This is a genomic window from Lonsdalea iberica (genome assembly GCF_002111585.1).
Classification (GTDB): Bacteria; Pseudomonadota; Gammaproteobacteria; order Enterobacterales; family Enterobacteriaceae; genus Lonsdalea; species Lonsdalea iberica.
In genome coordinates this window covers 36,559-61,734 of sequence record NZ_LUTP01000023.1, presented here as the reverse complement: position 1 = coordinate 61,734, position 25,176 = coordinate 36,559, and the positions used below count along the sequence as shown (strand labels likewise).

At 57.8% G+C, this 25,176-nt stretch carries 19 protein-coding genes and 2 pseudogenes; 4 read left to right on the top strand and 17 right to left on the bottom strand.

The features are described from left to right. Positions 1-616: 616 nt before the first annotated feature. The 8 genes from sucD to sdhC form a co-directional block, all read right to left on the bottom strand. Positions 617-1,489 carry a succinate--CoA ligase subunit alpha gene (gene sucD / locus AU511_RS10600; RefSeq protein WP_094109621.1) on the bottom strand — a complete coding sequence of 291 codons (873 nt, stop codon included), beginning with the start codon at positions 1,487-1,489 and terminating at the stop codon, positions 617-619. After that, positions 1,489-2,655, bottom strand: coding sequence for an ADP-forming succinate--CoA ligase subunit beta (sucC, locus tag AU511_RS10595; protein ID WP_094109620.1), 1,167 nt, complete (start codon positions 2,653-2,655; stop codon positions 1,489-1,491). Before sucC ends, sucD begins: the two co-directional genes overlap by 1 nt. Positions 2,656-2,761: 106 nt before the next feature. After that, complete coding sequence (gene odhB, locus AU511_RS10590; RefSeq protein WP_094109619.1) at positions 2,762-3,997, bottom strand: 2-oxoglutarate dehydrogenase complex dihydrolipoyllysine-residue succinyltransferase; 1,236 nt, start codon at positions 3,995-3,997, stop codon at positions 2,762-2,764. A 16-nt stretch (positions 3,998-4,013) separates the two neighbouring features. After that, positions 4,014-6,821 (bottom strand): 2-oxoglutarate dehydrogenase E1 component, encoded by a 2,808-nt coding sequence (sucA, locus tag AU511_RS10585; RefSeq protein WP_094099674.1) that lies wholly within the window; start codon positions 6,819-6,821, stop codon positions 4,014-4,016. A gap of 241 nt (positions 6,822-7,062) precedes the next feature. Continuing rightward, a complete protein-coding gene (locus AU511_RS10580) occupies positions 7,063-7,779 on the bottom strand; it encodes a succinate dehydrogenase iron-sulfur subunit (protein ID WP_094109618.1) in 717 nt (238 codons plus the stop codon). A 17-nt stretch (positions 7,780-7,796) separates the two neighbouring features. Next, complete coding sequence (gene sdhA / locus AU511_RS10575; RefSeq protein ID WP_094109617.1) at positions 7,797-9,563, bottom strand: succinate dehydrogenase flavoprotein subunit; 1,767 nt, start codon at positions 9,561-9,563, stop codon at positions 7,797-7,799. Beyond that, complete coding sequence (gene sdhD / locus AU511_RS10570) at positions 9,563-9,910, bottom strand: succinate dehydrogenase membrane anchor subunit (protein WP_094099671.1); 348 nt, start codon at positions 9,908-9,910, stop codon at positions 9,563-9,565. The genes sdhA and sdhD overlap by 1 nt, the downstream gene beginning before the upstream one ends. Further along, positions 9,904-10,293: a succinate dehydrogenase cytochrome b556 subunit gene (sdhC, locus tag AU511_RS10565; RefSeq protein ID WP_094099670.1), complete on the bottom strand. Its 390-nt coding sequence runs from the start codon at positions 10,291-10,293 to the stop codon at positions 9,904-9,906. The genes sdhD and sdhC overlap by 7 nt, the downstream gene beginning before the upstream one ends. A 651-nt stretch (positions 10,294-10,944) precedes the next feature. Between sdhC and AU511_RS10560 the strand changes: the two genes are divergently transcribed. Further along, on the top strand, positions 10,945-12,231 hold the full coding sequence (locus AU511_RS10560) for a citrate synthase (protein WP_094099669.1): 1,287 nt from the start codon (positions 10,945-10,947) through the stop codon (positions 12,229-12,231). Between the two features lie 131 nt (positions 12,232-12,362). Here AU511_RS10560 and nei read toward each other — a convergent pair whose 3' ends face one another. The 8 genes and pseudogenes from nei to AU511_RS10520 all read right to left on the bottom strand — a co-directional run bounded on the left by nei (position 12,363) and on the right by AU511_RS10520 (position 19,090). After that, positions 12,363-13,154 (bottom strand): endonuclease VIII, encoded by a 792-nt coding sequence (gene nei / locus AU511_RS10555; RefSeq protein ID WP_094109616.1) that lies wholly within the window; start codon positions 13,152-13,154, stop codon positions 12,363-12,365. A 27-nt stretch (positions 13,155-13,181) separates the two neighbouring features. Continuing rightward, positions 13,182-13,919 carry a 5-oxoprolinase subunit PxpA gene (gene pxpA, locus AU511_RS10550; RefSeq protein ID WP_094099667.1) on the bottom strand — a complete coding sequence of 246 codons (738 nt, stop codon included), beginning with the start codon at positions 13,917-13,919 and terminating at the stop codon, positions 13,182-13,184. Continuing rightward, positions 13,909-14,837 (bottom strand): annotated as a pseudogene (pxpC, locus tag AU511_RS10545) (5-oxoprolinase subunit PxpC). The gene pxpA and the pseudogene pxpC overlap by 11 nt, the downstream one beginning before the upstream one ends. Next, a complete protein-coding gene (pxpB, locus tag AU511_RS10540; protein WP_420843447.1) occupies positions 14,831-15,379 on the bottom strand; it encodes a 5-oxoprolinase subunit PxpB in 549 nt (182 codons plus the stop codon). The pseudogene pxpC and the gene pxpB overlap by 7 nt, the downstream one beginning before the upstream one ends. 183 nt (positions 15,380-15,562) lie before the next feature. Further along, positions 15,563-16,306 (bottom strand): type 2 GTP cyclohydrolase I, encoded by a 744-nt coding sequence (locus AU511_RS10535; RefSeq protein ID WP_094099666.1) that lies wholly within the window; start codon positions 16,304-16,306, stop codon positions 15,563-15,565. 23 nt (positions 16,307-16,329) lie between these two features. Next, positions 16,330-17,754 (bottom strand): deoxyribodipyrimidine photo-lyase, encoded by a 1,425-nt coding sequence (gene phrB / locus AU511_RS10530; protein ID WP_094109615.1) that lies wholly within the window; start codon positions 17,752-17,754, stop codon positions 16,330-16,332. A gap of 22 nt (positions 17,755-17,776) precedes the next feature. Next, complete coding sequence (locus tag AU511_RS10525; RefSeq protein ID WP_094109614.1) at positions 17,777-18,736, bottom strand: YbgA family protein; 960 nt, start codon at positions 18,734-18,736, stop codon at positions 17,777-17,779. A gap of 147 nt (positions 18,737-18,883) precedes the next feature. Continuing rightward, on the bottom strand, positions 18,884-19,090 hold the full coding sequence (locus AU511_RS10520; RefSeq protein WP_026738965.1) for a YbfA family protein: 207 nt from the start codon (positions 19,088-19,090) through the stop codon (positions 18,884-18,886). A gap of 294 nt (positions 19,091-19,384) precedes the next feature. Between AU511_RS10520 and kdpD the strand changes: the two genes are divergently transcribed. The 3 genes and pseudogenes from kdpD to AU511_RS10505 all read left to right on the top strand — a co-directional run. Beyond that, the gene (gene kdpD, locus AU511_RS10515) at positions 19,385-22,102 is read left to right on the top strand and encodes a two-component system sensor histidine kinase KdpD (protein WP_094109613.1); all 2,718 of its coding nucleotides are present in this window, start codon (positions 19,385-19,387) and stop codon (positions 22,100-22,102) included. Positions 22,103-22,119: 17 nt separating this feature from the next. Further along, on the top strand, positions 22,120-22,800 hold the full coding sequence (gene kdpE, locus AU511_RS10510; protein WP_094099661.1) for a two-component system response regulator KdpE: 681 nt from the start codon (positions 22,120-22,122) through the stop codon (positions 22,798-22,800). A gap of 61 nt (positions 22,801-22,861) precedes the next feature. Continuing rightward, positions 22,862-23,269, top strand: a pseudogene (locus AU511_RS10505) (EamA family transporter); the annotation flags it as partial. 262 nt (positions 23,270-23,531) lie between these two features. Here AU511_RS10505 and pgm read toward each other — a convergent pair. Further along, positions 23,532-25,175 (bottom strand): phosphoglucomutase (alpha-D-glucose-1,6-bisphosphate-dependent), encoded by a 1,644-nt coding sequence (pgm, locus tag AU511_RS10500; RefSeq protein WP_094109612.1) that lies wholly within the window; start codon positions 25,173-25,175, stop codon positions 23,532-23,534. Position 25,176: the final 1 nt, after the last annotated feature.

Here is a 25,176-nt window from a genome sequence, read left to right as displayed (position 1 = left end):
CAACTTGTTGCTGTACACAGGCTTAAAAATCGCATGACGAGAATCACACCACGACATGCTGTCCAATTAAAATAAGCCTAAAAAAGGTTATAAAAATTACCAATATCGTACCTAAAATGAAGTGACCGGTATATTACGCCTACAATCCCCTGTAATAAATAGGTTTTTACGTGACGCCGATTGGGGTTTTGATTTAACCCCGCCCTCACAATCACATACCTTTGGCAGATAATTGATCGGGCGCAATTTAAGCGTATTTTAGTGAAGATATCCAGCCTGCATTTTTTGACCTGGCGCAATATTCGCCTTTCACGTTAACAACAATGCACATTTCATTTTCATTAGGCTGATATTGTTAATTTGACGTGACCACAACGTTTCAATAATTAATATTTGTCGACGTGTCGATCAGGGTAATTACGGTATTTTTGTTTCTAAATGATGACTGATTTTATATTTATGGGTTTGCATTGTTACCTGAGTGTTACCTTTGGAAATGAGAGTCATTACCATTAAAATATTCACCTATCGCAAACATAAAAAAAAACCATCCGAAGATGGTTTTTATGACGGTTATAATGCTGTAGCTATTCGCTAAATCGATCGCTCCCTGCCATTAGCGGCTAATGATGCTTTTCACCGCCTCGCCGATATCCGCGAGGCTACGCACCGTCTTCACGCCGGCCGCTTCCAGCGCCGCGAACTTCTCGTCAGCCGTTCCTTTCCCGCCAGCGATGATGGCGCCCGCATGGCCCATCCGCTTCCCTTTCGGCGCAGTGACGCCTGCAATATAGGCGACAACGGGCTTGGTCACGTGATCTTTGATGAAAGCCGCCGCCTCTTCCTCCGCGGTTCCGCCGATTTCACCAATCATTACAATCGCTTTTGTCAGCGGGTCTTGTTCAAACAGCTCAAGGACATCAATGAAGTTGGATCCGGGGATCGGGTCGCCGCCGATACCGACGCAGGTAGACTGGCCCAAGCCGACGACCGTCGTCTGCTTGACGGCTTCATAGGTCAGCGTACCGGAACGTGAAACGATGCCGACATTTCCGGGCAGATGAATATGACCGGGCATAATGCCGATTTTACATTCGCCCGGCGTTATTACGCCTGGACAGTTCGGGCCGATCATCCTCGCCCCGGTCTGCTCCAGCTTGGCTTTCACCGTCAGCATGTCCAGCGTTGGGATACCTTCGGTAATGCAGATAATCAGCTCGATGCCCGCATCAATCGCTTCCAGAATCGAATCTTTGCAGAAAGGCGCCGGAACATAGATGACCGAGGCCGACGCGCCGGTAGCCGCAACGGCCTCGCGAACCGTATTGAACACAGGCAAACCCAAGTGTTGAGTGCCGCCCTTTCCCGGCGTGACCCCACCCACCATCTGAGTCCCATAGGCTATCGCCTGTTCGGAGTGAAACGTTCCCTGACTCCCGGTGAAGCCCTGGCAGATCACTTTAGTATTTTTATCGATCAGAATAGACATTATTTTCCCTCCACGGCCGCGACCACCTGCCGAGCCGCATCCGCCAGCCCGGTTGCCGCAATGATATTCAGACCGCTCTCCGCCAGTTTCTGCGCGCCAAGATCCGCATTGTTACCTTCCAGACGCACGACCACCGGTACATTGACCCCCACTTCCGCCACAGCGCCGATGACGCCATCCGCGATCAGGTCGCAGCGTACGATGCCGCCGAAAATATTGACCAGAACGGCTTTGACTTTGCTGTCTGACAGGATGATTTTAAAGGCTTCGGTCACGCGCTCTTTGGTCGCGCCGCCCCCCACATCCAAAAAGTTGGCCGGCGCGCCGCCATGCAGCTTCACGATATCCATCGTGCCCATCGCCAAGCCCGCGCCGTTGACCATACAGCCGATATTGCCGTCCAGCGCGACATAGTTTAGCTCCCACTGCGCCGCGTGTTCCTCACGCTCATCGACCTGACTCGGATCATGCATTTCACGCAGTTCGGGCTGACGGAACAGCGCATTGCCGTCCACCGCCAACTTGCCGTCCAGACAGAGCAGTTCGCCCTGCCCGGTGATGACCAGCGGGTTGATCTCGACCAACGCCAGATCGCGCTCCAGAAACAGCTTGGCCAACCCCATGAAAATCTGGGTGAATTGGGCAACCTGTTTACCGCTTAGGCCCAGTTTGAAAGCAAGCTCGCGTCCCTGATACGGCAAGGGTCCGGTCAACGGGTCCAGCGCTGTTTTGTGGATAAGATGAGGCGTTTCCTGCGCGACTTTTTCAATCTCTACGCCGCCTTCCGTGGACGCCATAAACACGACGCGACGACTGCCGCGATCGACAACGGCCCCGAGATATAGTTCGCTGGCAATGTCGGTCGCCGTTTCAACCAGCACCTGCTGCACCGGCTGCCCGTGGGCGTCAGTCTGGTAAGTGACCAGTTGCTTGCCCAACCAGTTTTCCGCGAAGGCGCGAATTTCTTCTTTGCTTTTGGCGACTTTAACCCCGCCTGACTTACCCCGTCCCCCGGCATGCACCTGGCACTTGACGACCCACGGGCCTGCGCCGATTTTCTCGGCAGCCTCTTCCGCCTCGCGTGGCGTCTTGCAGGCATAGCCCTCTGGAGCCGGTATGCCATACCGAGCAAAGAGCTGTTTTGCCTGATATTCGTGTAAATTCATGGTGTTCAATCCATTTTATATTTGAAGATAAATCCGCGATTTCATGAGTGGCGGCGTGCAGACGGCTTGGGTGACGTAGGGCGGCGTCAGGCCGCCCTCTCCCGCCTTAAACGTCCAGCAGCAGACGAGCCGGATCTTCCAGCATGTCTTTAATCGTCACCAGGAAACTGACTGATTCGCGGCCGTCGATGAGCCGGTGATCGTAGGAAAGCGCCAAATACATCATGGGCAAAATGACCACCTGCCCTTCAACGGCCATCGGACGATCCTTGATGGCGTGCATCCCCAGAATCGCGCTTTGCGGCGGATTGATGATCGGTGTCGACATCAATGAACCAAATACGCCGCCGTTAGTGATGGTGAAGTTTCCCCCTGTCAACTCATCCACCGTTAGTTTGCCATCACGGCCCTTAATTGCCAGTTCCTTAATTTTTTTCTCGATATCCGCCATGCTCAGTAAATCGACGTCCTTGAGCACTGGCGTGACCAGACCACGCGGCGTCGAAACGGCGATGCTGACGTCGAAGTAGTTGTGATACACGACATCTTCACCGTCCAGCGACGCATTCACCTCGGGGAAGCGTTTGAGCGCTTCAACCACGGCCTTAATGTAGAACGACATAAAGCCCAGACGTACGCCGTGCCGCTTTTCAAACGCTTCGCCGTACTGCTTACGCAGATCCATCACGGGTTTCATATTGACTTCGTTAAATGTCGTCAGCATGGCCGTGCTGTTTTTGGCTTCGAGCAATCTCTCGGCTACCCGCTTGCGCAGGCGGGTCATCGGCACCCTTTTTTCGCTGCGACGATCCAATGAGGCGTCAGTTGCCGGTACTGCCGCCGCCTCTTCCGCGCCCGCTGGCGCGGCTGCGGCGGCGTCGCGCTGTCGGGCAAGCTGTTTTTCGACATCTTCCCGGGTGATGCGTCCACCTACGCCGCTGCCCACCATCGCCGATGCATCCAAATCATGCTCGGCAATCAGCCGGCGAATGGCCGGGCTCAGCGCGTCGTTGCTTTCCTCTTCCAGACCGGCGGTGTAACGCTGGGCCGGAGTAGACTCTTTATTCGTCGGTTTTTCACTGGACTCCTTGCCGCTGCTGTTCTCTGGGCGCAGGCGTCCAAGGATTTGACGTGAGACGACGGTCGCCCCTTCCGCTTCCATTACCGTATCCAAAATCCCGGCTTCGGAGGCTGGCACTTCAAGCACCACCTTGTCGGTTTCAATCTCGACCAGGACTTCGTCACGCTGGACGCTGTCGCCCGGCTGCTTACGCCAGGTCGCCACGGTGGCGTCAGCGACGGATTCGGGTAGGTCGGGGACAAGAATATCTACGCTACTCATTATTTATCCTTTTGATTCAATTAACGTTCAGCGCGTCATCAACAAGATCTTGCTGCTGCTTTTGGTGGACGGACATATAACCCACGGCGGGCGATGCGGATGCCGGTCTGCCGGCATAACGCAGGGAAGCGCCGAAGGGGATCGCCTCGCGCAGATGATGCTGGCTGCAGTACCAGGCGCCCTGATTCAGCGGCTCTTCCTGACACCAGACGAAATCGTGAACGTGAGCATACGGTTCCAGCACGGACTGCACATATTGCTGAGGGAAGGGATACAGCTGCTCGATGCGGACAATCGCCACATTTTTCTGCTCATTCTTGCGTCGTTTTTCCAGCAGGTCGTAGTAGACCTTGCCGGCGCACATCACGACTCGCTTCACGTCGCGCGGATCGATATCGTCGGCTTCGCCGATCGCGGGCTGGAATTTGCCAGAGGCCAGCTCATCCAGCGTCGACGTCGCCAACGGATGACGCAGCAGCGACTTGGGCGACATCACCACCAACGGACGCCGCATTCCGCGTAGCGCCTGACGTCGCAGCATGTGGTAAACCTGCGCCGGGGTGGAGGGGATACAGACCTGCATATTTTGTTCAGCGCACAGCTGCAGATAACGTTCCAGGCGGGCCGAGGAGTGTTCCGGACCCTGCCCTTCATAGCCGTGCGGCAGCAGCATCACCAAGCCGCACATCCGTCCCCACTTCTGCTCGCCGGAGCTGATGAACTGATCGATAACCACCTGTGCGCCGTTGGCGAAGTCGCCAAACTGCGCCTCCCAGATGGTCAGCGTACGCGGCTCGGCCGTGGCATAGCCGTACTCGAAAGCCAGCACCGCCTCTTCCGAGAGCACCGAGTCCCATACCTTAAACTCTCCCTGTGCGTTATGCACATGCGACAGCGGCGTATAGGTTGAGCCGTTTTTCTGGTTGTGGACAACCGCGTGACGGTGGAAGAAGGTGCCGCGGCCGGTATCTTCACCCGACAGCCGGATAGGTATGCCCTCATCTACCAGCGTGGCGTAGGCCAGCGTTTCGGCGCCGCCCCAGTCAAAAGGCTTTCTGCCCTCCGCCATCTCAGCGCGGTCGTTGTAGATCTTCGCCACCCGGGATTGCATTTCTATCGCCGGGGGGATTGTGCTGATTCGACGGGCCAGCTCCTGCAGGCGCTTCATCTCAATCTGATACGGGTAATCTTCATCCCAGTCGTGATTAAGATAGGGCATCCACGCCAGCGCCTGCATGTCCATCGGCAGCCACTCTTCCACCACGCATTCGCCCGCGTCGAGCGCATCGCGGTACAGATTGACCATCTCGGTCGCGTCTTCAAGCTGAATCAGCTGTTGCTGCTCCAGACGGTCCGCGTAGATTTTACGCGGCGTCGGGTGCTTTTTGATTTTGTGATACATCAGGGGCTGCGTGGCGCTCGGTTCATCGGCCTCGTTGTGTCCATGGCGGCGGTAACACACCATGTCAATGAAGACATCACGCTTGAAGGTGTTGCGGAAGTCGAGCGCCAGTTGGGTTACGAAGGCCACGGCCTCGGGGTCATCCGCATTCACGTGGAAAATGGGCGCCTGCACCATTTTTCCGATGTCGGTACAGTATTCGGTCGAGCGCGCGTCGCGCGGATTGGAGGTCGTGAATCCTATCTGGTTATTGATGACGATGCGGATCGTACCGCCGACGTCGTAACCGCGCGCTTTGGACATATTCAGCGTTTCCTGCACCACGCCCTGCCCAGTCATGGCCGCATCGCCGTGAATGGTGATGGGGAGGACCAGCGCGCTGCTGGGATTATCCAGACGGTCCAGACGCGCCCGCACCGAGCCGATGACGACCGGGCTGACGATCTCCAGATGCGAGGGGTTGAAGGCCAATGCAAGGTGCACTCTGCCGCCTTCAGTATCGACATCCGAAGAGAAGCCCTGATGATATTTCACATCGCCCGTGCCGAGATGCTCCTTGTGCTTGCCGATGAACTCGTCGAACAGATCCTGCGGCTTTTTACCCAGGACGTTGACCAGCACATTCAGACGTCCGCGGTGCGCCATTCCCAAGACGACCTCGCGCGTGCCGTTTTTACCGGCATGCCGCACGATTTCCTTCAGCATCGGGATCAGCGCGTCCCCGCCTTCCAGAGAGAAACGTTTGGCGCCGGGGAATTTCGCGCCCAGATAGCGCTCCAGGCCTTCCGCCGCCGTCAACTCTTTCAGAAAACGCTTACGCTCATCGACACTGAATGACGGCTGACCGACCACGGATTCGATGCGCTGCTGAATCCAGCGTTTCTCTTCCGTATTGGTAATATGCATGTACTCCGCGCCGATGGGGCCGCAGTATGTCTGCCGCAGCGCAGCGTACAAATCCCGCAGCTTCATGGTCTCTTTGCCGATAGCGAACGAACCGACATTAAAGGTATCGTCCAAATCTGCTTCGGTCAGATTGTGATAGGCGAGGCCGAGGTCAGGAACGGCCTCTTGTTTCCAAAGATCCAGCGGGTCGAGGTTGGCATGCTGATGGCCGCGAAAGCGAAACGCATTAATCAGCTGCAGCACCTTGACCTGTTTGGCGTCGCTGTCCGGATCGTGGATAGAGGAGGTATACCGCGAGCTGTCCTTCGCCAGACGACGAAAATAGTCTCGGGTTTGAGAGTGCAGTTGATCGGGTTTGACTCCCGTCGCCACCATTTGCTGGAAAAGCGTTTGCCAACTGGTGTCGATTGAGGCCGGATCGGTTAAATAATCTTCATAGAGCTGCTCTATGTAGGACTGGTTCGCCCCCGCCAGATACGAGGAATCCAGCCAGGCCTTCATTGCACCATTCTGCATTGTGATCCCTTAAGCTGATGTGCTTCAGTTTTCGCCGTGGTTAACATTTTTTGTCGTGCCGTATAAAAGCGTCATTGTCGGATAAACGGTTCACTCTTTATGCCGACGGAGAGCATATAAAGGTGAGTACTGCCCGCCAAAAGAACCTTCAAATCAGAGGCTATCCTGCCTGTTCGCTGTATAAGTCAGCGTCCCCGACGGTCTCCGTCCGACGGCGGAGACCCTCCCGTCGATGCGGTCATCAGGCGCCGCGTTGCAACAACATCGACTTGATATGGCCGATGGCTCGCGTCGGATTCAACCCTTTGGGACACACGCTGACGCAGTTCATGATGCTATGGCAGCGGAACACGCTGAACGCGTCGTCCAGCCCATCAAGACGCGGTTGGGTTTCCGTGTCGCGGTCATCTATCAGGAAGCGGTAGGCCGTCAGTAATCCGGCCGGACCGATGAACTTATCCGGGTTCCACCAGAAGGACGGACACGAGGTGGAACAGCAGGCGCACATGATGCATTCGTACAATCCATCCAGCTTCGCCCGATCCTGCGGCAACTGCAAATTTTCGCGTGCTGGAGGATTCTTCCCATTATTCAACAGGTAAGGCTTAACTTTCTCATATTGGGCATAGAATTGTCCCATGTCTACCACCAAATCACGGACAACCGGCAACCCCGGCAGCGGACGCACCACAATTTTGTGACTGCCGCGACGCAGGCTCGACACCGGCGTGATGCACGCCAGTCCGTTTTTACCATTGATGTTCACCCCGTCCGAACCACACACCCCCTCACGGCAGGAGCGGCGAAACGTCAGCGTCGGGTCCTGCTCTTTCAGTTGGATTAATGCGTCGAGCAACATCATGTCTGTGCCCTCGTCGGCCTCCAGTTGGTAGTCCTGCATCCGCGGGGCATTATCAATGTCCGGGTTGTAACGATAAATCGAAAATTCAAGTTTCATCGCTCTCTCTCCGTCCTTTAATAGGTGCGCGCTTTCGGCGGGAATGCTTCACGCAGCGTCGGCTGCATGTTCACCTCACGGCGCGTCATGCTTTCAGTGTCCGGCAGATACAGCGTGTGGCAGAGCCAATGTTCATCGTCCCGATCGGGATGGTCGGAGCGGCTATGCGCGCCACGGCTTTCAGTGCGGTAATTTGCAGCCAGCGCGGTGGCGAACGCGGTATCCATCAGATTATCCAGTTCCAGACACTCAATGCGCTGGGTGTTGAACTCCTGCGATGTGTCGTCCAGACGGGCGTGTTGCAACCGCTCGCGAATCGTTTTCAGCTCTTCCAGTCCCTGAGCCATCGCATCGGCTTCGCGGAAAACGGAGAAGTTATGCTGCATACACTCCTGCAATGCCCGGCGGATCTCCACAGGGTTTTCCCCATCGCGGTTGTTGTTCCAGCGGTTAAGTCGGGTCAGCGAGGCCTCGATATCCGACTCGCTGGCATCGCGGCTGGCGCCCTGCTCAGACAGCGACGCCTCGAGGTGCATCCCCACGGCGCGGCCGAACACCACCAAGTCGAGCAGCGAATTGCCGCCGAGACGATTGGCGCCGTGTACCGAAACGCAGGCGATTTCCCCCACGGCGAACAGGCCGGGGATCACCACGTCCTCGCCACGCTCGTTGACGGTCAGCGCCTGACCGGTAATTTTGGTGGGGATGCCGCCCATCATGTAGTGACAGGTCGGAATGACCGGAATCGGTTCTTTCACCGGATCCACGTGCGCGAAGGTACGGGAGAGCTCAAGAATGCCCGGCAGGCGGGACTCCAAAACGTCTTTGCCAAGATGGTCGAGCTTCAGCTTAACGTGCGGCCCCCAAGGGCCATCGCAGCCGCGGCCTTCGCGGATTTCAATCATGATGGAGCGCGCGACAACGTCGCGGCCCGCCAAATCTTTAGCGTTCGGCGCATATCGTTCCATGAAGCGTTCGCCATCCTTATTCAGCAGATAACCCCCTTCACCACGGCAGCCTTCTGTCACCAACACCCCCGCCCCCGCGATCCCCGTCGGGTGGAACTGCCACATTTCCATGTCCTGTACCGGCACGCCGGCGCGCAGCGCCATGCCCACCCCGTCACCGGTATTGATGTGCGCATTGGTCGTCGACTGGTAGATACGGCCTGCGCCGCCGGTCGCCAGCACCGTCGCGCGTGCCTTGAAATAGACGACTTCGCCGGTTTCGATACAAATCGCCGTACAGCCCACCACCGCACCGTCCTGATTTTTCACCAGATCCAGCGCGTACCACTCGGAAAAAATGGTGGTGTGATTTTTCAGGTTTTGCTGATAGAGCGTGTGCAACAGCGCATGCCCCGTGCGGTCGGCCGCCGCCGCGGTACGCGCGGCCTGCTCGCCGCCGAAGTTTTTCGACTGGCCGCCGAACGGACGCTGATAAATACGTCCGTCATCCAGCCGTGAAAACGGCAGCCCCATGTGTTCAAGCTCAAGCACGGCCTCCGGCCCGGTCTTGCACATGTACTCAATGGCATTCTGATCGCCGATATAGTCCGATCCTTTTACCGTGTCATACATATGCCATTGCCAGTTATCTTCGTGGGTATTTCCCAGCGCGACCGTGATGCCTCCTTGTGCGGAGACGGTATGAGAACGCGTCGGAAATACCTTGGAAATCAGGGCGCAGGACAGCCCCATCTGGGAAATTTGCAACGCGGCGCGCATACCCGCGCCGCCCGCGCCCACCACAACTGCATCAAACTCTCTGACTGGCAGATTCATTACGCCCCCCACACCACAATCGTTCCATAAATGACATACACCATCAGCACGACCACAACCGCCAACTGTAACGTGAGCCGAACGGCCAGCGGTTTGATGTAGTCGGTCAACACCTGCCACAGGCCGATCCAGGCATGCACCAGAATCGACAGCAGGGCCAGCAGGGTGAGCACTTTAGTGAGACGCAGGGCGAAGAAATCACGCCAGAGGGGATAGGTGAGTTCGGGCGCAGTGACGTAAAAACCCACCAGATACAGAACGTACAGCACGATGACGATGGCAGCAGCGCGAAGTAATAACCAATCGTGTACTCCATTACGCCCGAGTGCAGAAGCATTGCTTACCATACAAGGACTCCAGACAAGATTGAAAGCACGACAGTAATAACAAAAGCGATCCATGCGGAGCGCTCACCCGAGGCGAAGGTTTCCTCGATGCCGCCGAAATCCATTAACAAATGGCGCAAGCCGCCCACGGCATGGTAGGCCAGCGCGGTCAGAATGCCCCAAACGACCAACTTAACGATGACGCTATCCATAATGGCCGCCGCCTGCATAAAGCCATCTTCGGAAGACAGAGAAAGACCCAGTAGCCAGAGCAGGATACCGATGGAAATAAAAGTGATAACGCCGGAAACGCGATGAAGAATGGAGGCTACCGCGGTAGCGGGAAAATGGATCGTTTGCAGATCCAGATTGACAGGTCTTTGTTTTTTCACAGGTTCGCCCACACAACTTTTATTATTTTCTTACTCCGGACCTGTTGTGGGGGTCAGACAGCATGAGAGATTGCAGGAAGGAAGATAAGTCGGGCATCTCCATATTTCACCGCACGCCCCGTCAGCCGAATTCAAGCCTGGGCGGCGCAAACCTATCACGCTGGGTGCTCCTACTGCAGGGTGTTCCGGAGACCTGAAAAAAGTATAGGTGCTTCACAATATCATTACAAATAGCACACATAGAGTTTGAGGGAATTTGCTGTAAATGGTGAATTAGATCACGCATTTAACAAATTATTAAAAATAAACCAGTGGCGCATACAGTCATTAAACATTAATTTAACAACTGATTTTTCATGCTTGTGGCTGATATCAAAGGCGATACATGGTGCTTTTCGATTGCAGAGGCTTGTGTAACAGTGTCGAAAGAGTCCACGTAATAGTCATCGGTATGACTACAATGAATTCAGGACGACGCGCCGGGTTACCGGCGACGCCGGGTGTAACCGCCTGGGCGCTGCGGCAAATCCCGGCCGACTGCCCGTCCCGAACAACCGGTTTTTACCGAGTCATGCCAGCCGGCTTCCGGCCACCTCTCCCAGGTAGGATGACTCGCTGTCACGGTGAGTAATGTCGTCAACTAAAACGCTAAGGAGAATATCAATGGCTGACAAACACGCCACGATTACCATCGACGGTCAAGAGCCTATCGCGCTTGATGTCCTGTCCGGTACGCTCGGTTACGACGAAATCGATATCCGCAGCCTCGGTGCAAAAGGTTATTTCACATTTGATCCCGGCTTCACCTCCACAGCGTCCTGCGAGTCCAAAATCACCTTTATCGACGGCGAAAAAGGCATTTTGCTGCATCGGGGTTACCCGATTGATCAGCTCGCCGAAAAGTCCAACTATCTGGAAGTCTGTTACCTGTTGCTGTTCGGAGAAGCGCCTACGCAGGCGCAGTACGACGAATTTAAAACCATCGTGACCCGCCACACCATGATCCACGAGCAAATTACGCGCCTGTTTCATGGTTTTCGCCGCGACTCGCATCCGATGGCGGTGCTGTGCGGCGTGACCGGCGCGCTGGCCGCCTTCTATCACGACTCGTTGGACATCAGCAATGCGCGGCACCGCGAGATAGCGGCCTATCGTCTGCTGTCGAAAATGCCGACCGTGGCCGCCATGTGCTACAAATATTCGCTGGGCCAGCCGTTCATCTATCCGCGTAACGACCTCTCCTATGCAGGCAACTTCCTGCACATGATGTTCGCCACGCCGTGCGAAGACTATGTGGTCAATCCCGTGCTGGAGCGCGCCATGGATAAAATTCTGATCCTGCATGCGGACCATGAACAGAACGCCTCCACGTCGACCGTGCGCACCGCCGGTTCCTCCGGCGCCAATCCGTTCGCCTGTATCGCCGCCGGTATCGCATCGCTGTGGGGACCCGCCCACGGCGGCGCAAACGAAGCCTGTTTGCGAATGCTCGAAGAGATCAGTTCGGTCAAACACATCCCGGAATTTATTGAGCGCGCGAAAGACAAAAACGATGCGTTCCGCCTGATGGGATTCGGCCACCGTGTGTACAAAAATTACGACCCGCGCGCCACCGTTATGCGTAAAACCTGTCACGAAGTGCTGAAAGAATTGAAAACCAAGGACGATCTGCTAGAGGTCGCGCTGGAGCTGGAGCACATCGCCCTGAACGACCCGTACTTCATTGAGCGCAAACTCTACCCGAATGTGGACTTCTACTCCGGCATCATCCTCAAAGCGATGGGGATCCCGTCATCGATGTTCACCGTCATCTTTGCGATGGCGCGCACGGTCGGCTGGATTGCCCACTGGAGTGAGATGCACGGCGATGGCCTCAAGATCGCACGTCCGCGACAGCTTTATACCGGCTATGAACGACGCGACTTCGAACCTGAGGTGAAAAAGCATTAATAACATGTCGCTTCGGGCCGGATAGGACCCGTCCGAAGCTCTACCGTCAGCTTACCCGTCGCCGCTCTGCACGCGCCTCACAGTTCCCCCCGGCACACCTCTATTCCAGCCCACGACGTGTCTTGCTGAGCCTAACGCTGACAGTGTGGACAGCCATAAAACGGGCGCGACGATAGCACGGTGCGCTCAATGGGGTGACCGCAGCGCTCGCAGGGTTTACCCGCGCGATGGAAAACGCGAAAGCGGAACACAGCGCCGTGATGCCGTCGCTCGCTCCCTTCGCCGCGAGTCCGATAAGATAAACGAGGAATGTCCAGCAAGGCCTGACTCAGCGCCGCCAATTGCTCCGGCGATAAGTCCGCGGCGCGGTGCTGGGGCGCCAACGCGGCCTGCCACAAAATCTCCGCTCGAAGGTAGTTGCCCAATCCGGCCAGAAAAGCCTGATCCAGCAATAGGCCGCTGAACTGGCGACGACGAAAACGAGGCAGCAGCAGTCGCGCTTGCACTTGTTCAGCCGTCACCGTCTCATTCAGCACATCCGGGCCAATGCGTTGCAAGAAAGGGTGCGTGACCAGTTGGTCCATCGTCAGCATGTCGATATCGGAAGCGCTGTACAGAGACACGGCGGTGTCTGATGCCGTCAGGCGAACGCGCAGGTCGCGTTTGGTCTCGGGCAACGTTTCAGGCAACCCCACGCGCCAAACGCCGTACAGCTGATTGTGGCTGTATAGCACTAAATCGTTGGAAAAATAGGTCAGCAGGGCCTTGCCGCGGGTCACAATCTGCGTCACCTGCGCGCCCGTCAGTCGTTGTTGGTAGATTTTCAATGCGGGAAACGCGAACCAGGCGGCGGTCAGCGTTTTCCCGACGATAGCCGCCGACAACGCATCGGCCGCGCGACGAATTTCAGGGCCTTCCGGCATAACCCCGCTCCCGTTAACGGTATTTCTTCAGCAGGCGGCGATATGAATGCCGTACTGCGCAAAACTGTGATGCAGCTTGCTGGCGAACTGCAACGCGTGGTCGCCGTCGCCGTGCAGGCACACCGTATCGGCCTTTACCGGAACCCAACTGCCGTCGGTGGCGCGGACCCGCTGACGCTGGATCATTTCCAGCGTTTGCGCCAGCGCTAGTTCATCGCTGGTGATCAGCGCGCTGACCTGATCGCGCGGCACCAGCGTGCCGTCGGCCTGATAGCTACGATCGGCGAACACTTCTTCGCGCGTCTTCAGCCCCTGTCGTTTTCCGGCCTCAATCAGCTCGCTCCCCGCCAGACCGACCAGATGCAGCAAGGGATCGACCACTTTGACCGCGCTGGCGATCGCGTCCGCCAGTTGCGGATCTTTGGCGGCCTGATTGTAGAGCATGCCGTGGGGCTTTACGTGGAACATCCGCGCCCCCTCCGCTTTAACTAACGCCGCCAGCGCACCGACCTGATAAACCACCTGAGCAAAGACCGCATCGGGCGAAAGCTGCAACGCCCGGCGGCCGAAATGTTCCCGGTCGGGATAGCCCGGATGCGCGCCGATGGTAACGCCATATTTGATGGCCGAACGCACCGAACGGCGCATCGTCTGCGCATCGCCGGCATGAAAGCCGCAGGCGATGTTGGCGGAGCTAATCAACCGCAGCAGCGCCTCGTCATGTTTCCCGCCTTCTCCCAGATCCGCGTTCAAGTCAATCACCATGTAGCCTCCAAGCCAGTTGTTCCAGATAACGCCGTTGAGTCAGCCATGCCTGCCGAGCCTCGGGCAGCGAGCAGTGAACGAAATGCACCGACTCGCCCAGACGGATCTGGGCCAGATGATAAAGATCGGCGGCGATCACGCTGGCGATGCATGGATAGCCGCCGGTCGTCTGAGCATCCGCCATCAGGACGATCGGTTTGCCGTTGTGCGGCACCTGAATCACACCCGGTAATACGCCGTGAGACAATATCTCGCGGTGGGAAACGCGCACCAGCTCTGGCCCTTGCAGCCGATATCCCATTCGGTTGCTCTGGGAGCTCAACTGCCAGCCGCTACGCCAGAACTCGTCATGCGCGACTTCGCTGAATTCCTGATACTCCGGCCCGGTTAAAACCCGAACCCGATTGTGAAACAGGAGCTGTTTTACGCCGATTGACTGGCTTGGCTGCCGTAGCGGAGCGCCTAGTGGCAGGCTATCGCCATCCGCCAGCGGACGTCCCGACAATCCACCGAAGGCGGCTTTAAGATCGGTGCTCCGCGACCCCAACACTTCCGGCACGTCGATGCCGCCGGAAATCGCCAGATAGCTGCGCATGCCGTGTCTCGGCATGCCCAGGTGCAGCGTCTGTCCCGGCTCGACCGGATAGCGCCATCCGGTCCACAACGTTTGACCGTCCAGCTCCGCGTGCGCGTCCGCCCCGCTCAGCGCTATCCAGCTGCGGCGGGTGAATTTGGCCGTAAACTGGCCGAGCGTGATTTCCAGAGCGGCTGTACCGGCCTCATTCCCTACCAGCAGGTTGGCGATGCTCAGCGCGGGCACATCCAAAGCCCCGCATTGACCAATGCCAAACTGGCGATGGCCAAAGCGGCCCAGGTCCTGAACCGTGGTTTGCAAACCGCCCGAATAATATTCAGCATAGTCCCTCCCGCTGTGGAACAAAGCGAACCCGATCGCCCGGACGCAACAGCGTCGGCGGAGTCGAGTCGGGCGTGAACAGCGAAAGCGCTGTGCGCCCTATCAGTTGCCAACCGCCGGGAGTCGATAGAGGATAAATACCGGTCTGATGGCCGCCGATGCCGACGGATCCAGCAGGCACCTTCAAACGGGGGTCTGCGCGTCGCGGGGTATGCAGCCGCGCATCCAGATCGCCCAGATAGGCGAAGCCGGGCTGAAAGCCGATGAAATAAACGACATAGCGCGTGGCGGCATGGCACTCGACGACCTGACGCGGCGTCATGCCGCAGTGCGCCGCGACATGCGCTAAATCCGGCCCATGCGCCCCGCCGTAGATCACCGGAATATCGACGTCCCGTGAAGCCTGAGGCTTCGCGGAGATCTCATCCCAGGCATGGCGAAGCTGGGCTAACACCGCCGTCGGCGCGAATACCGGCTGGGCCAGAATGACGGTCAGATTGTTCATTCCGGGAATGACCTCTTCTACCCCGCTTTCACCGCGCAAACGCTCCGCGAGCGCCCAGATACGTTGCTGACTGTGCAGCGCCGCCGGCGCGCCAGCTCAAGCACTGCCGCACTCTCTCCCATCAGATAACAGCGAACCTGTTGCATCCTCACCTCCCGTGAAAACCTCCGCTGCGACGCGGCATCACCGTCGTCCAGTTTCATCCCCAGCGATGACGGTCAATTAGGCCGGATTGGGAATGTCGATAAAGGTCACGTCAAAGCCATGCTGCGCCGCCAGCCATTCGCCCAGCGCGCGGATCCCCGCTCGCTCCGTGGCGTGATGCCCGGCCGCATAAAAGTGAAGTCCCATTTCCCGTGCGGTATGCACTGTCTTTTCGGATACTTCGCCGGTAATGAAGGCATCCACGCCGAAGTCGGCGGCCTGATCGATAAATCCCTGCCCGCCGCCGGTACACCAGGCCACGCGCTTGATCATCGCCGGAGCATGATCGCCGCAGTGCAGCACCGAGCGTCCTAACGCCTCTTCCAACTGATGGCGCAACTCATCGCCGCTCTGCGGCTGCCGCAGCTCGCCATAAGGCAGCAGCGATTCGATCTCGCCCAGCGTCGTGATGTTCAGCATATCCGCCAGACAGGCGTTGTTGCCGATCTCAGGGTGCGCGTCCAGCGGCAGATGATAGCCGTACAGATTGATGTCGTTAGCCAATAGCGTTTTCAGACGCCGACGTTTCATTCCGCGAATAACCGCTGGTTCGCTTTTCCAGAAGTAACCGTGATGCACCAGCACCGCATCAGCCTGCTGCGCCACGGCGGCATCCAGCAACGCCTGACAGGCCGTTACCCCGGTGACGATGCGTTTCACATCGCGACGACCTTCGACCTGCAGCCCATTCGGGGCATAGTCGGAAAAAGCGGACACATTCAGAAATTGGTCAATAACGGTTTCCAGTTCGGTATTACGCATAGGTACAACGGCTCCCTGATAAATTATTGTTTGTTCTTTGCGGCCTCGAACGCCGCCAACGTGCGGGTTCTCGCCTGTTTATGGTCGACGATCGGCGCCGGGTAGTCGAGCTTTTGCCCCTGCTGCTCCGCCCAACGCAGAGGATGATGAATCGCTTTGCCGGCCACCTTAGATAGCTCCGGCACCCAGCGCCGGATAAAGTCGCCGTCCGGGTCGAAGCGCTCCCCTTGCGTGGTCGGGTTGAAGATGCGGAAGTATGGCGCAGAGTCAGTCCCGGTCGACGCGGCCCACTGCCAGCCGCCATTGTTGGCGGCCAGATCGCCATCCACCAGTCGGCTCATGAAATACCGCTCGCCCTCGTGCCAGTCAATCAGCAGATCCTTGATAAGGAAGCTGGCGCAGATCATGCGCAGCCGGTTATGCATCCAGCCCGTGTGGTTAAGCTGTCGCATACCCGCATCCACAATGGGAAAGCCGGTGCGGCCTTCCTGCCAGGCCTTAAGCCCTTTAGGATCGTCCCGCCACTCAATCTGCTTCGTCCAGGGAATGAAGGGCTGATGGCGACACAGCTCCGGGCTGAAGACCATCAGATGGCGGTAAAACTCTCGCCAGACCAACTCATTAAACCAGACAAAAGCGCCGCTTTCGGGCTGGTTCAGCGCCTCGGGATACTCCGCGAGCAGCCCTTCGAGACACTGCCGCGGCGAAATGACGCCGAGCGCCAGATAAGGGGACAGCTGGCTGGTGCCGGGCGCGGCGGGAAGGTCGCGCTGGGAGGCGTAGCCGTCAACTTTCTGGCGACAGAACTGACGCAGCCGCTGCTGAGCTGCCGCTTCGCCAGCCGGAAAATCGTCGGAAACGGAGATTGACGGATAGTCGAACGGCTTCACCGGCGGGACATCCTCCGTCATCTTGCCGCGCGAAGCGGGGGCTGGCACGCAGACGGTTTCGCTCTGTTGAAGTCGTTTGACGAACGCTTTGCTGAACGGCGTGAAAACGCGATACATCTTGCCGTCGCCCGTCATGACGCTGCCGGGCGGCAACAGTAGGCTGTCATCAAAGCCCTGACAGACGACCTTTCCATCCAGCGCCTGCTCCATTTGTCGGTCACGCTGGCGTTCATTCAGCTCGTACTGATAGTTATAGAACAGGTTCGTGACCTGTTCGCGCTGGCAAAACTCGACCAATGCATTAACGCTGTCTTTAAAGTCGCCGCACTGCTGATAAAAAAGCGGGATGCCTTTATCGTGCAGAGACTGCTGCAGCCGCTGCAGGTTATCGAACATCAAGGCAGCCTGACGCTCGGACATATCATGGTTAGCCCACTGCCGGGGCGTGGCGATGAATAGCCCAATTACACGGGCTTTTTTATCCTGACAGGCAGCATTGAGCGCGAGATTATCGCTCATGCGTAGATCGTGGCGAAACCAGACCAAGTGCGTAGCCATAGCGAGTCCTTGTGACAACAAACTAGTAGCCGTACCGCAAGCGCAACGCTTCGGGATACGGCGAGAAATAGCGCTGCTGCTCGAGATAGTCGTCCGGATATTCGGACAGATAGTGGCGCAGGAGCGTAATGGGAGCGAGTAGCGGCTGGACGCCTTGACGATAACGATCGATGAGCTGAGTCAGCTCCTGCCGCTGCGAGGCATTCAGTTGATTGCGGAAATAACCCTGTACGTGCATGAGCACGTTGGTGTGATTGCGGCGAGTCGCAGGATGAGAGAGCAGCGACATCAAGCGCAGCCGGTATTCCACAGCAAAGGCCTCCAGAGACGGCCACTGATCCATTGTGGCGACAAAGCGCCCCAGCGTGCGATATTCCGGCTGGGAGTGCGCCAGCAGCAACAGCTTATAACGACTGTGAAACGCCATCAGCCGCCCGCGGGTCAGCCCCTGCTGCCACAGCTGATTTAGTTCATATAGCGCGAAAACCCGCTCGATGAAGTTCTCGCGGAGCACCGCGTCGTTCAGGCGGCCGTTCTCTTCTACAGGCAGCCACGGCATGGCGGCCATCAACTGCTCGGTAAACAGACCAACGCCGCTTCGCCGCGCGTTTTTCTGGTCGGCGTCATACACGCGCACGCGCTCCATCCCACAACTGGGGGATTTGGCGCAGACGATATAACCGCACAAATGACTCAGTTCGAGCACCTTGCAAACAGAAAAGGCATGCATTTTTTCGGTGACGTCCAGATCGCTGCCATTGCTGGCGCGCAACGCGACCTCGTCTTGGTCATTCTTGACTAGCCGCAGCGCTGGGCGCGGCGTCGGCAGCCCGACCGCGATCTCAGGGCATATAGGCTCAAAGCTGAAATAAGGGGTGAGTTGGTCCGCGGCAAACCCAAAACGCTTGTGTCCGCCATCAAAACGGACCTGATTTCCCAGCAGGCAGGCGCTTATGCCAACGGGAATTAACGAGTTCGACATGAGGTGCCTCATCAAAAGAAATTGCTATCTCAATAGCATAGCGGATTTACAGGCAACTCATGAGAAAGAGGAGGAAAATCATGCCGTCGCGCCTGACGATTTCAGACGCGAATAAAGCGGGAGGAACGCGGCCCGTCGGGCCTGCGCTTAATAAAAGTGGCCGGCGGCGTGCTCTGACTGCATGTGCCACACCGGTTCGTCGCTGGTTTTTAACCAGACTCGATGCAAATAACTGTAAAAACGGGCGCGATCGCGACGGAACAGCATCACCGGCAAAGCCAGCAGACCAATAATCACAACCGCGCTGCGGCGCAGAACAATACGGTGGAACGGGTAAGCGTAAGACATGGCCATCCTCCGAGTCATACAATACGCGGGAGGCACTCCCGCAGGTGATGAACGCGTCACTGCAACAGGTTAAAACTGTACCCCCTTTGCGCCCGGTTAGCTACTCATCCGACCAGAAAAGCGGACCGTATTTATCCTAAAAATTGATGAAGCGACCAGCCTGACGATGATAAAAAAGCCGACTTTTGCCACCCTGTATCAAACCCCGGATACGCCTAGCTCTGGCGGCAACGCATCCGCTCATGTATTACTGTACATCCCAACCGATGATTCACTCCGCCTTGGCGATAAGGATCGTTAATGACCCATGAGGAACCGCGTCGTCCCGACCCGGATGCGTTGCTGTCCCAGTTGGGAGGCTCCCCCCGGGGCAAACTGAAAATTTTTTTCGGCGCCAGCGCGGGCGTCGGGAAAACCTACGCAATGCTGCAAGAAGCGCGACGCCTCAAGGAGCAGGGACTGGATGTGCTGGTCGGCGTGGTGGAAACCCACGGACGCGCGGAGACCTTCGCACAGTTAGACGGGTTGCCGCAGCTACCAGGAAAAAAAATTGGCGCGGCGGGCCGCGATCATGAGGAGTTTGACCTGGACGCCGCGCTGGCGCGGGCGCCTGCGCTGATCCTCGTAGACGAGCTGGCCCACAGTAACCTACGCGGGAATCGTCATCCTAAACGCTGGCAGGATGTGCAGGAGCTCTTGGAAGCCGGGATCGATGTTTTCACAACGGTCAACGTACAACATCTGGAAAGCCTCAATGATGTGGTGGGCGGGATCACCGGTATTCGCGTACGCGAAACCCTGCCCGACCCGTTCTTTGACGATGCGGACGAAGTCGTGCTGGTGGATTTGCCGCCGGACGATCTCCGCCAGCGCTTGCAGGAAGGCAAGGTGTATCTTCCGCAGCAGGCGGAGCGCGCCATTGAACATTTTTTCCGCAAAGGCAATCTCGTTGCGCTGCGTGAGCTGGCTCTGCGTCGGCTGGCAGACCGCGTGGACGACCAGGTACGGGCGATGCGCGACCTTCAGGGCGACGAGCGCGTATGGCATACCCGCGATGCGATTCTGCTCTGCATCGGTCAGGACGCGGGGAATGAAAAACTGGTGCGTACCGCCGCCCGGCTGGCGGCGCGGTTGGGCGGCGTCTGGCACGCGGTATACGTGGAAACGCCACGGTTACACCGACTGCCCGAATCCCGACGCCGGGCAATCTTGAGCGCGTTGAAGCTGGCGCAGGATTTGGGAGCAGAAACAGCCACTTTGTCCGATCCCTCCGTAGCAAACGCCATTCTCCGTTACGCACGCGAACATAATCTGGGCAAAATCATCATTGGGCGTCACACGGATCGACGATGGAATCGCTGGCGTCGGGCGCGTTTCGCCGAGAAGCTGGGACTATTGGGACCCGATCTCGATTTGCTGGTGGTTTCCGTGCAGGATGAGCCTTCTTCCCCCCAGCTCAAACCGGAAGACAACCGAAGTCTCACCGAAAAATGGCGGCGTCAGCTGTATGGCGGCGCGCTGGCGATTGCCCTATGCGCCGCCATCACGCTGCTGGCGCTGTGGTCTCCATTTTCCATGCTCGAACCGGTGAATCTGGTGATGATTTACCTGCTTGGCGTGGCGATCGTCGCGCTATTTTTCGGACGTTGGCCCTCCGTTTTCGCCGCGCTGATCAACGTCATCGCCTTCGATCTCTGCTTCATCGCGCCGCGCGGCAAACTGGCCGTGGCCGACGCACAGTACCTGGTCACGTTCATCGTTATGCTCAGTGTCGGCATTCTCGTGGGCAGCCTGACTGCTGGCGTGCGCTATCAGGCGCGCGTCGCCCGCTACCGTGAACAGCGCATGCGCCATCTGTACGAGATGTCCAACGCGCTTAACCGCAGCCTGACCGTGGAAGATATCGCCGCCGCCAGCCGTCGCTATCTTGCCTCGACGTTTCAGGCTCGCGCCGCGATCTGGCTGGCGGATAGGCCGTCCTCGCCGACGGCCGAGCTGGAGCCCGTCTCAACGCAATCGCCGGAACCGCTTATCGTCGACCCGGCTATCGCACGCTGGAGCTTCGACCATCATGCGCCGGCGGGCTACGGAACTCGTACCCTGCCCGGCGTTCCCTACCAGATTCAGCCGCTGTCGACGCCGCAGCTGACGTTCGGCGTCATCGCGCTTGAGCCGTTGCATGCGCGCCAACTGATGATCCCCGAACAGCAGCGCATGCTGGAGACCTGCACTGTTTTGATCGCCAATGCGCTGGAACGGCTGCATCTCATTAAAAGCGCCGAGAAAGCACGTCTCGACACCGAGCGCGAGCAACTGCGCAACTCGCTGCTTTCCGCGCTGTCCCACGATCTGAGAACGCCGTTGACGGTGCTGTCCGGCCAGGCGGAAATTCTAACGCGTAATCTGAGCGCACAGGCGTCCCCTTATGCTTCGCAGGCCGGTCAGATCGGACGGCAAATCCAGAACACGACGCGGCTGGTCAATAACCTGCTGGAGATGGCTCGTCTCCAGTCGGATGGTTTCCATCCCCGCAAAGCCTGGCAGTCCCTCCTGGAGCTGGCGGACAGCGCACTGCGCCATCTGGAAAATGGCGAAGACGCGCCAAACGTCACGCTGGCGCTGCCGCAAGAACTGATGCTGGTCTATTGCGATGCCACCCTGATAGAACGGGTGCTGATCAACCTTTTGGAGAATGCCGTCAAGTATGCAGGCAACCGGGCGGCCATCACGCTTTCCGCTCTGCCGCATGTTGCGGCGACCGGCGAGCGCCACGTCGAAGTGCGCGTACAGGACAACGGTCCCGGCATCGACCCCGACAACGCGCAGATGATTTTCGATAAATTCTCCCGCGGGCATCAGGAGTCCGCTATTCCTGGTGTAGGCTTGGGACTGGCTATCTGTCGGGCCATCGTCGCCATTCACGGCGGAAAGATCTGGGCGACGAATGCCGAAGGCGGCGGTGCCGTGTTTCACTTCACACTGCCGCTGATAACCCCGCCGGATATGGAACCTGAATAAGAGGAGTCACCACGCAGGTGCTTATCAACGTATTGATTGTGGAAGATGAAAAAGAGATACGGCGCTTCGTGCGGCAAGCGCTCGAAGCGGAAGGGTGTCATGTCTTTGAGGCCGACACGCTACAGCGCGGCCTGCTTGAGGCCGCCACCCGCAAGCCGTCGCTGATTATCCTCGATCTGGGACTGCCGGACGGCAACGGCATCGATTATATTCACGACCTGCGTCAGTGGAGCAGCATCCCGATTATCGTCCTGTCCGCCCGCAGCGATGAACAGGATAAAATCGCGGCGCTGGATGCTGGCGCCGACGATTTTCTGACAAAACCCTTTGGCATTGGAGAGCTACTGGCCCGGCTGCGCGTCGCGCAGCGCCGGTTTACGCTGTCGCGTCAGGAGAGCCCGAAGGTGACGTTCGGCGACGTCAGTGTCGATCTGCTCGACCGACAGGTGAGCCGCAACGGCGAAACGCTGCATCTGACGCCCACCGAGTTCCGCCTATTGTCCCTGTTGGTCGCCAATCCCGGCAAAGTTTTGACGCAGCGCCAATTGCTGAACGACGTTTGGGGGCCTAACGCGGTCGAAAATAGTCACTACCTGCGCATCTATATGGGACACCTGCGCCAGAAACTGGAGCTGGACCCCGCCCGCCCACGGCACCTGGTTACGGAGACCGCCGTCGGCTATCGCTTCATCCCGTGAACATCGCCTTTCTGATGAGGCAGGAGTCGCATCCTCGCTTATTTCTGAGCGGGAAAGAGTCATGAATAGCTGGTTGAGCTATGTACTGCTATCCGCGCAGTGCCCCGCGCCGGTAGCGATATTCGCTAAAGCAGGACTACAACCGCTGGACGCCAATACGGCGACCGCCGTGCGGGTCGTCATCATGGCTCTGTTTCTGATCGGTATTGTCGTCGCGCAAAGCAAACTGGGCCTGGTAGGCTCGATTCTGACGCAGCGTTCATCGTCCTCAGCGGCGTCGCCGAGGCCATGACGTGGCTGTTCTACTTCATGGCGCTCAAAAATGGCTCTGTCGCGCAGGTCGCCCCGATCGATAAACTCAGCATCGTCTTTGCCGTGTTTTGGCAGTGATCCTGCTGGGGAAAAGATATCTTTGCTGACAGGCGTGGGCGTCGCGCTGATCTCAACTGGCGCGCTGTTGATCGCATTAGAATTACGTCAAGCGGCCCGTTGTTCGATGAAACCGGTCTGTTCGTCACGGTGGGCTTCACCCCGACATGAGAAACGGAAACGCTCGCCCCCTTTATTCAACACGATAGGCGGGCGGGTTCGTCCGGACGAGACATTCGCATCATCGTTGAAATTGCGTCCGCTCCAAACGACGGGCAACGCTCCCCGTCGTTTGGGGCTGCCTCGAATAACAAAAAGGCACCCTTTTCGGTGCCTTTTTAAATTTCGCATTGCCGTGAGCGCTATTTCGCGTTGTTCAGCACTTCGCTGACAATCTCTACCGCTTCTTTTTCAATTTTCCGCAGATGGTCATCGCCGAGGAAACTTTCACAGTAGATTTTGTAGGCTTCTTCCGTGCCGGAAGGCCGCGCGGCAAACCAGCCGTTGTCCGTAATCACCTTCAGCCCACCGATGGACGCGCCATTACCCGGCGCGGTGGTCAGACGCGCGGTGATCGGATCGCCCGCCAGCGTACTGGCTGAGACCTGTTCCGGTGACAACTTGGATAACGCGGCTTTTTGCGCGTGCGTAGCCGGAGCCTGGATACGGTTATAGCTAGGCGCGCCGAAGCGTTTCGCCAATTCATCGTAGTGCTGCTGCGGATTCTTACCGGTCACGGCCGTGATCTCCGCCGCCAGCAGACACATGATGATACCGTCTTTGTCGGTTGACCACGGCTGAGTGTCAAAGCGCAGGAAGGACGCGCCCGCGCTTTCCTCGCCGCCGAAGCCCAGACTGCCGTCGAACAACCCATCGACAAACCATTTGAAGCCGACCGGCACTTCCACCAGCTTGCGGCCCAGATCGTTGACGACCCGGTCGATCATCGCGCTGGAAACCAGCGTTTTGCCGACCGCGACGCTGTCGCTCCACTGCGGACGATGCTGGAACAGGTAGTTGATAGCGACGGCGAGATAGTGGTTAGGATTCATCAGCCCGGCGGGGGTCACGATACCGTGGCGGTCGTAGTCTGGGTCGTTGGCGAAGGCCAGATCGAACTTGTCGCGCAGCGCCAGCAGTCCAGCCATGGCGAATTCGGATGAACAGTCCATGCGAATGACGCCATCATGATCCAGCGTCATAAAGCGGAACGTCTGATCAACTTCGTCGTTAACCATCGTCAGATCCAGCTTGTAGTGTTCGGCGATCCGCTGCCAGTAAGCGATGCCGGAACCGCCCAGAGGATCGACGCCCAGCTTCAGTCCGGCGCGCTGAATGGCCGCCATATCGACGACATCGCCCAGCCCTTCCACATAGGCCTGCACAAGATCCTGCTCTCGAAGATGACCGCCTTGTCTGGCCGCGTCCATGGTCTGACGTTTCACGCCACGCAGCGATTCGGCCAGCAACGCGTTGGCGCGCTTTTCAATCACGCTGGTCAGATTGGTGTCTGCGGGTCCGCCATTGGGGGGATTGTACTTGATGCCGCCGTCTTCCGGCGGGTTGTGCGACGGCGTAATGACAATGCCATCCGCCAATGCGCCGCCGTTACGGTTGTACGTCAAAATCGCGTTGGAGACCGCCGGTGTTGGGGTGAAGCCATTATCCTCCTGGATAATCACATCCACACCGTTTGCCGTCAGCACTTCCAAAACGGAAATAAACGCGGGTTCAGACAACGCGTGCGTGTCTTTCCCCACGTAACAAGGGCCGCTAATCCCCTGGCGACTGCGCTCTTCGGCGATGGCCTGAGCAATAGCCAGAATATGCGCTTCATTAAAACTGTGACGCGCGGCGCTGCCGCGATGGCCGGAGGTGCCGAATTTAACGGCATGGGCCGGGTTAGCGGGGTCCGGTTGCAACACGTAATACTGTGACGTCAACTGCGCGACGTTAATCAAGTCGCTCTGCCGGGTAGGTTGTCCAGCTCTCGGGTGATTAGCCATT

Bases quoted from the DNA above. Each gene is read 5' to 3' on its own strand.
- phrB (WP_094109615.1), bottom strand. From the start codon at position 17,754: ATGGCTACGCACTTGGTCTGGTTTCGCCACGATCTACGCATGAGCGAT.
- AU511_RS10535 (WP_094099666.1), bottom strand. From the start codon at position 16,306: ATGCGTAATACCGAACTGGAAACCGTTATTGACCAATTTCTGAATGTG.
- AU511_RS10580 (WP_094109618.1), bottom strand. From the start codon at position 7,779: ATGAAACTTGAATTTTCGATTTATCGTTACAACCCGGACATTGATAAT.
- pxpA (WP_094099667.1), bottom strand. From the start codon at position 13,919: ATGGTGATTGACTTGAACGCGGATCTGGGAGAAGGCGGGAAACATGAC.
- nei (WP_094109616.1), bottom strand. From the start codon at position 13,154: ATGCCGGAAGGCCCTGAAATTCGTCGCGCGGCCGATGCGTTGTCGGCG.
- AU511_RS10525 (WP_094109614.1), bottom strand. From the start codon at position 18,736: ATGTCGAACTCGTTAATTCCCGTTGGCATAAGCGCCTGCCTGCTGGGA.
- kdpD (WP_094109613.1), top strand. From the start codon at position 19,385: ATGACCCATGAGGAACCGCGTCGTCCCGACCCGGATGCGTTGCTGTCC.
- AU511_RS10520 (WP_026738965.1), bottom strand. From the start codon at position 19,090: ATGGCCATGTCTTACGCTTACCCGTTCCACCGTATTGTTCTGCGCCGC.
- sucA (WP_094099674.1), bottom strand. From the start codon at position 6,821: ATGCAGAATGGTGCAATGAAGGCCTGGCTGGATTCCTCGTATCTGGCG.
- odhB (WP_094109619.1), bottom strand. From the start codon at position 3,997: ATGAGTAGCGTAGATATTCTTGTCCCCGACCTACCCGAATCCGTCGCT.
- pgm (WP_094109612.1), bottom strand. From the start codon at position 25,175: ATGGCTAATCACCCGAGAGCTGGACAACCTACCCGGCAGAGCGACTTG.
- sucD (WP_094109621.1), bottom strand. From the start codon at position 1,489: ATGTCTATTCTGATCGATAAAAATACTAAAGTGATCTGCCAGGGCTTC.
- sdhD (WP_094099671.1), bottom strand. From the start codon at position 9,910: ATGGTAAGCAATGCTTCTGCACTCGGGCGTAATGGAGTACACGATTGG.
- AU511_RS10560 (WP_094099669.1), top strand. From the start codon at position 10,945: ATGGCTGACAAACACGCCACGATTACCATCGACGGTCAAGAGCCTATC.
- sdhA (WP_094109617.1), bottom strand. From the start codon at position 9,563: ATGAATCTGCCAGTCAGAGAGTTTGATGCAGTTGTGGTGGGCGCGGGC.
- sucC (WP_094109620.1), bottom strand. From the start codon at position 2,655: ATGAATTTACACGAATATCAGGCAAAACAGCTCTTTGCTCGGTATGGC.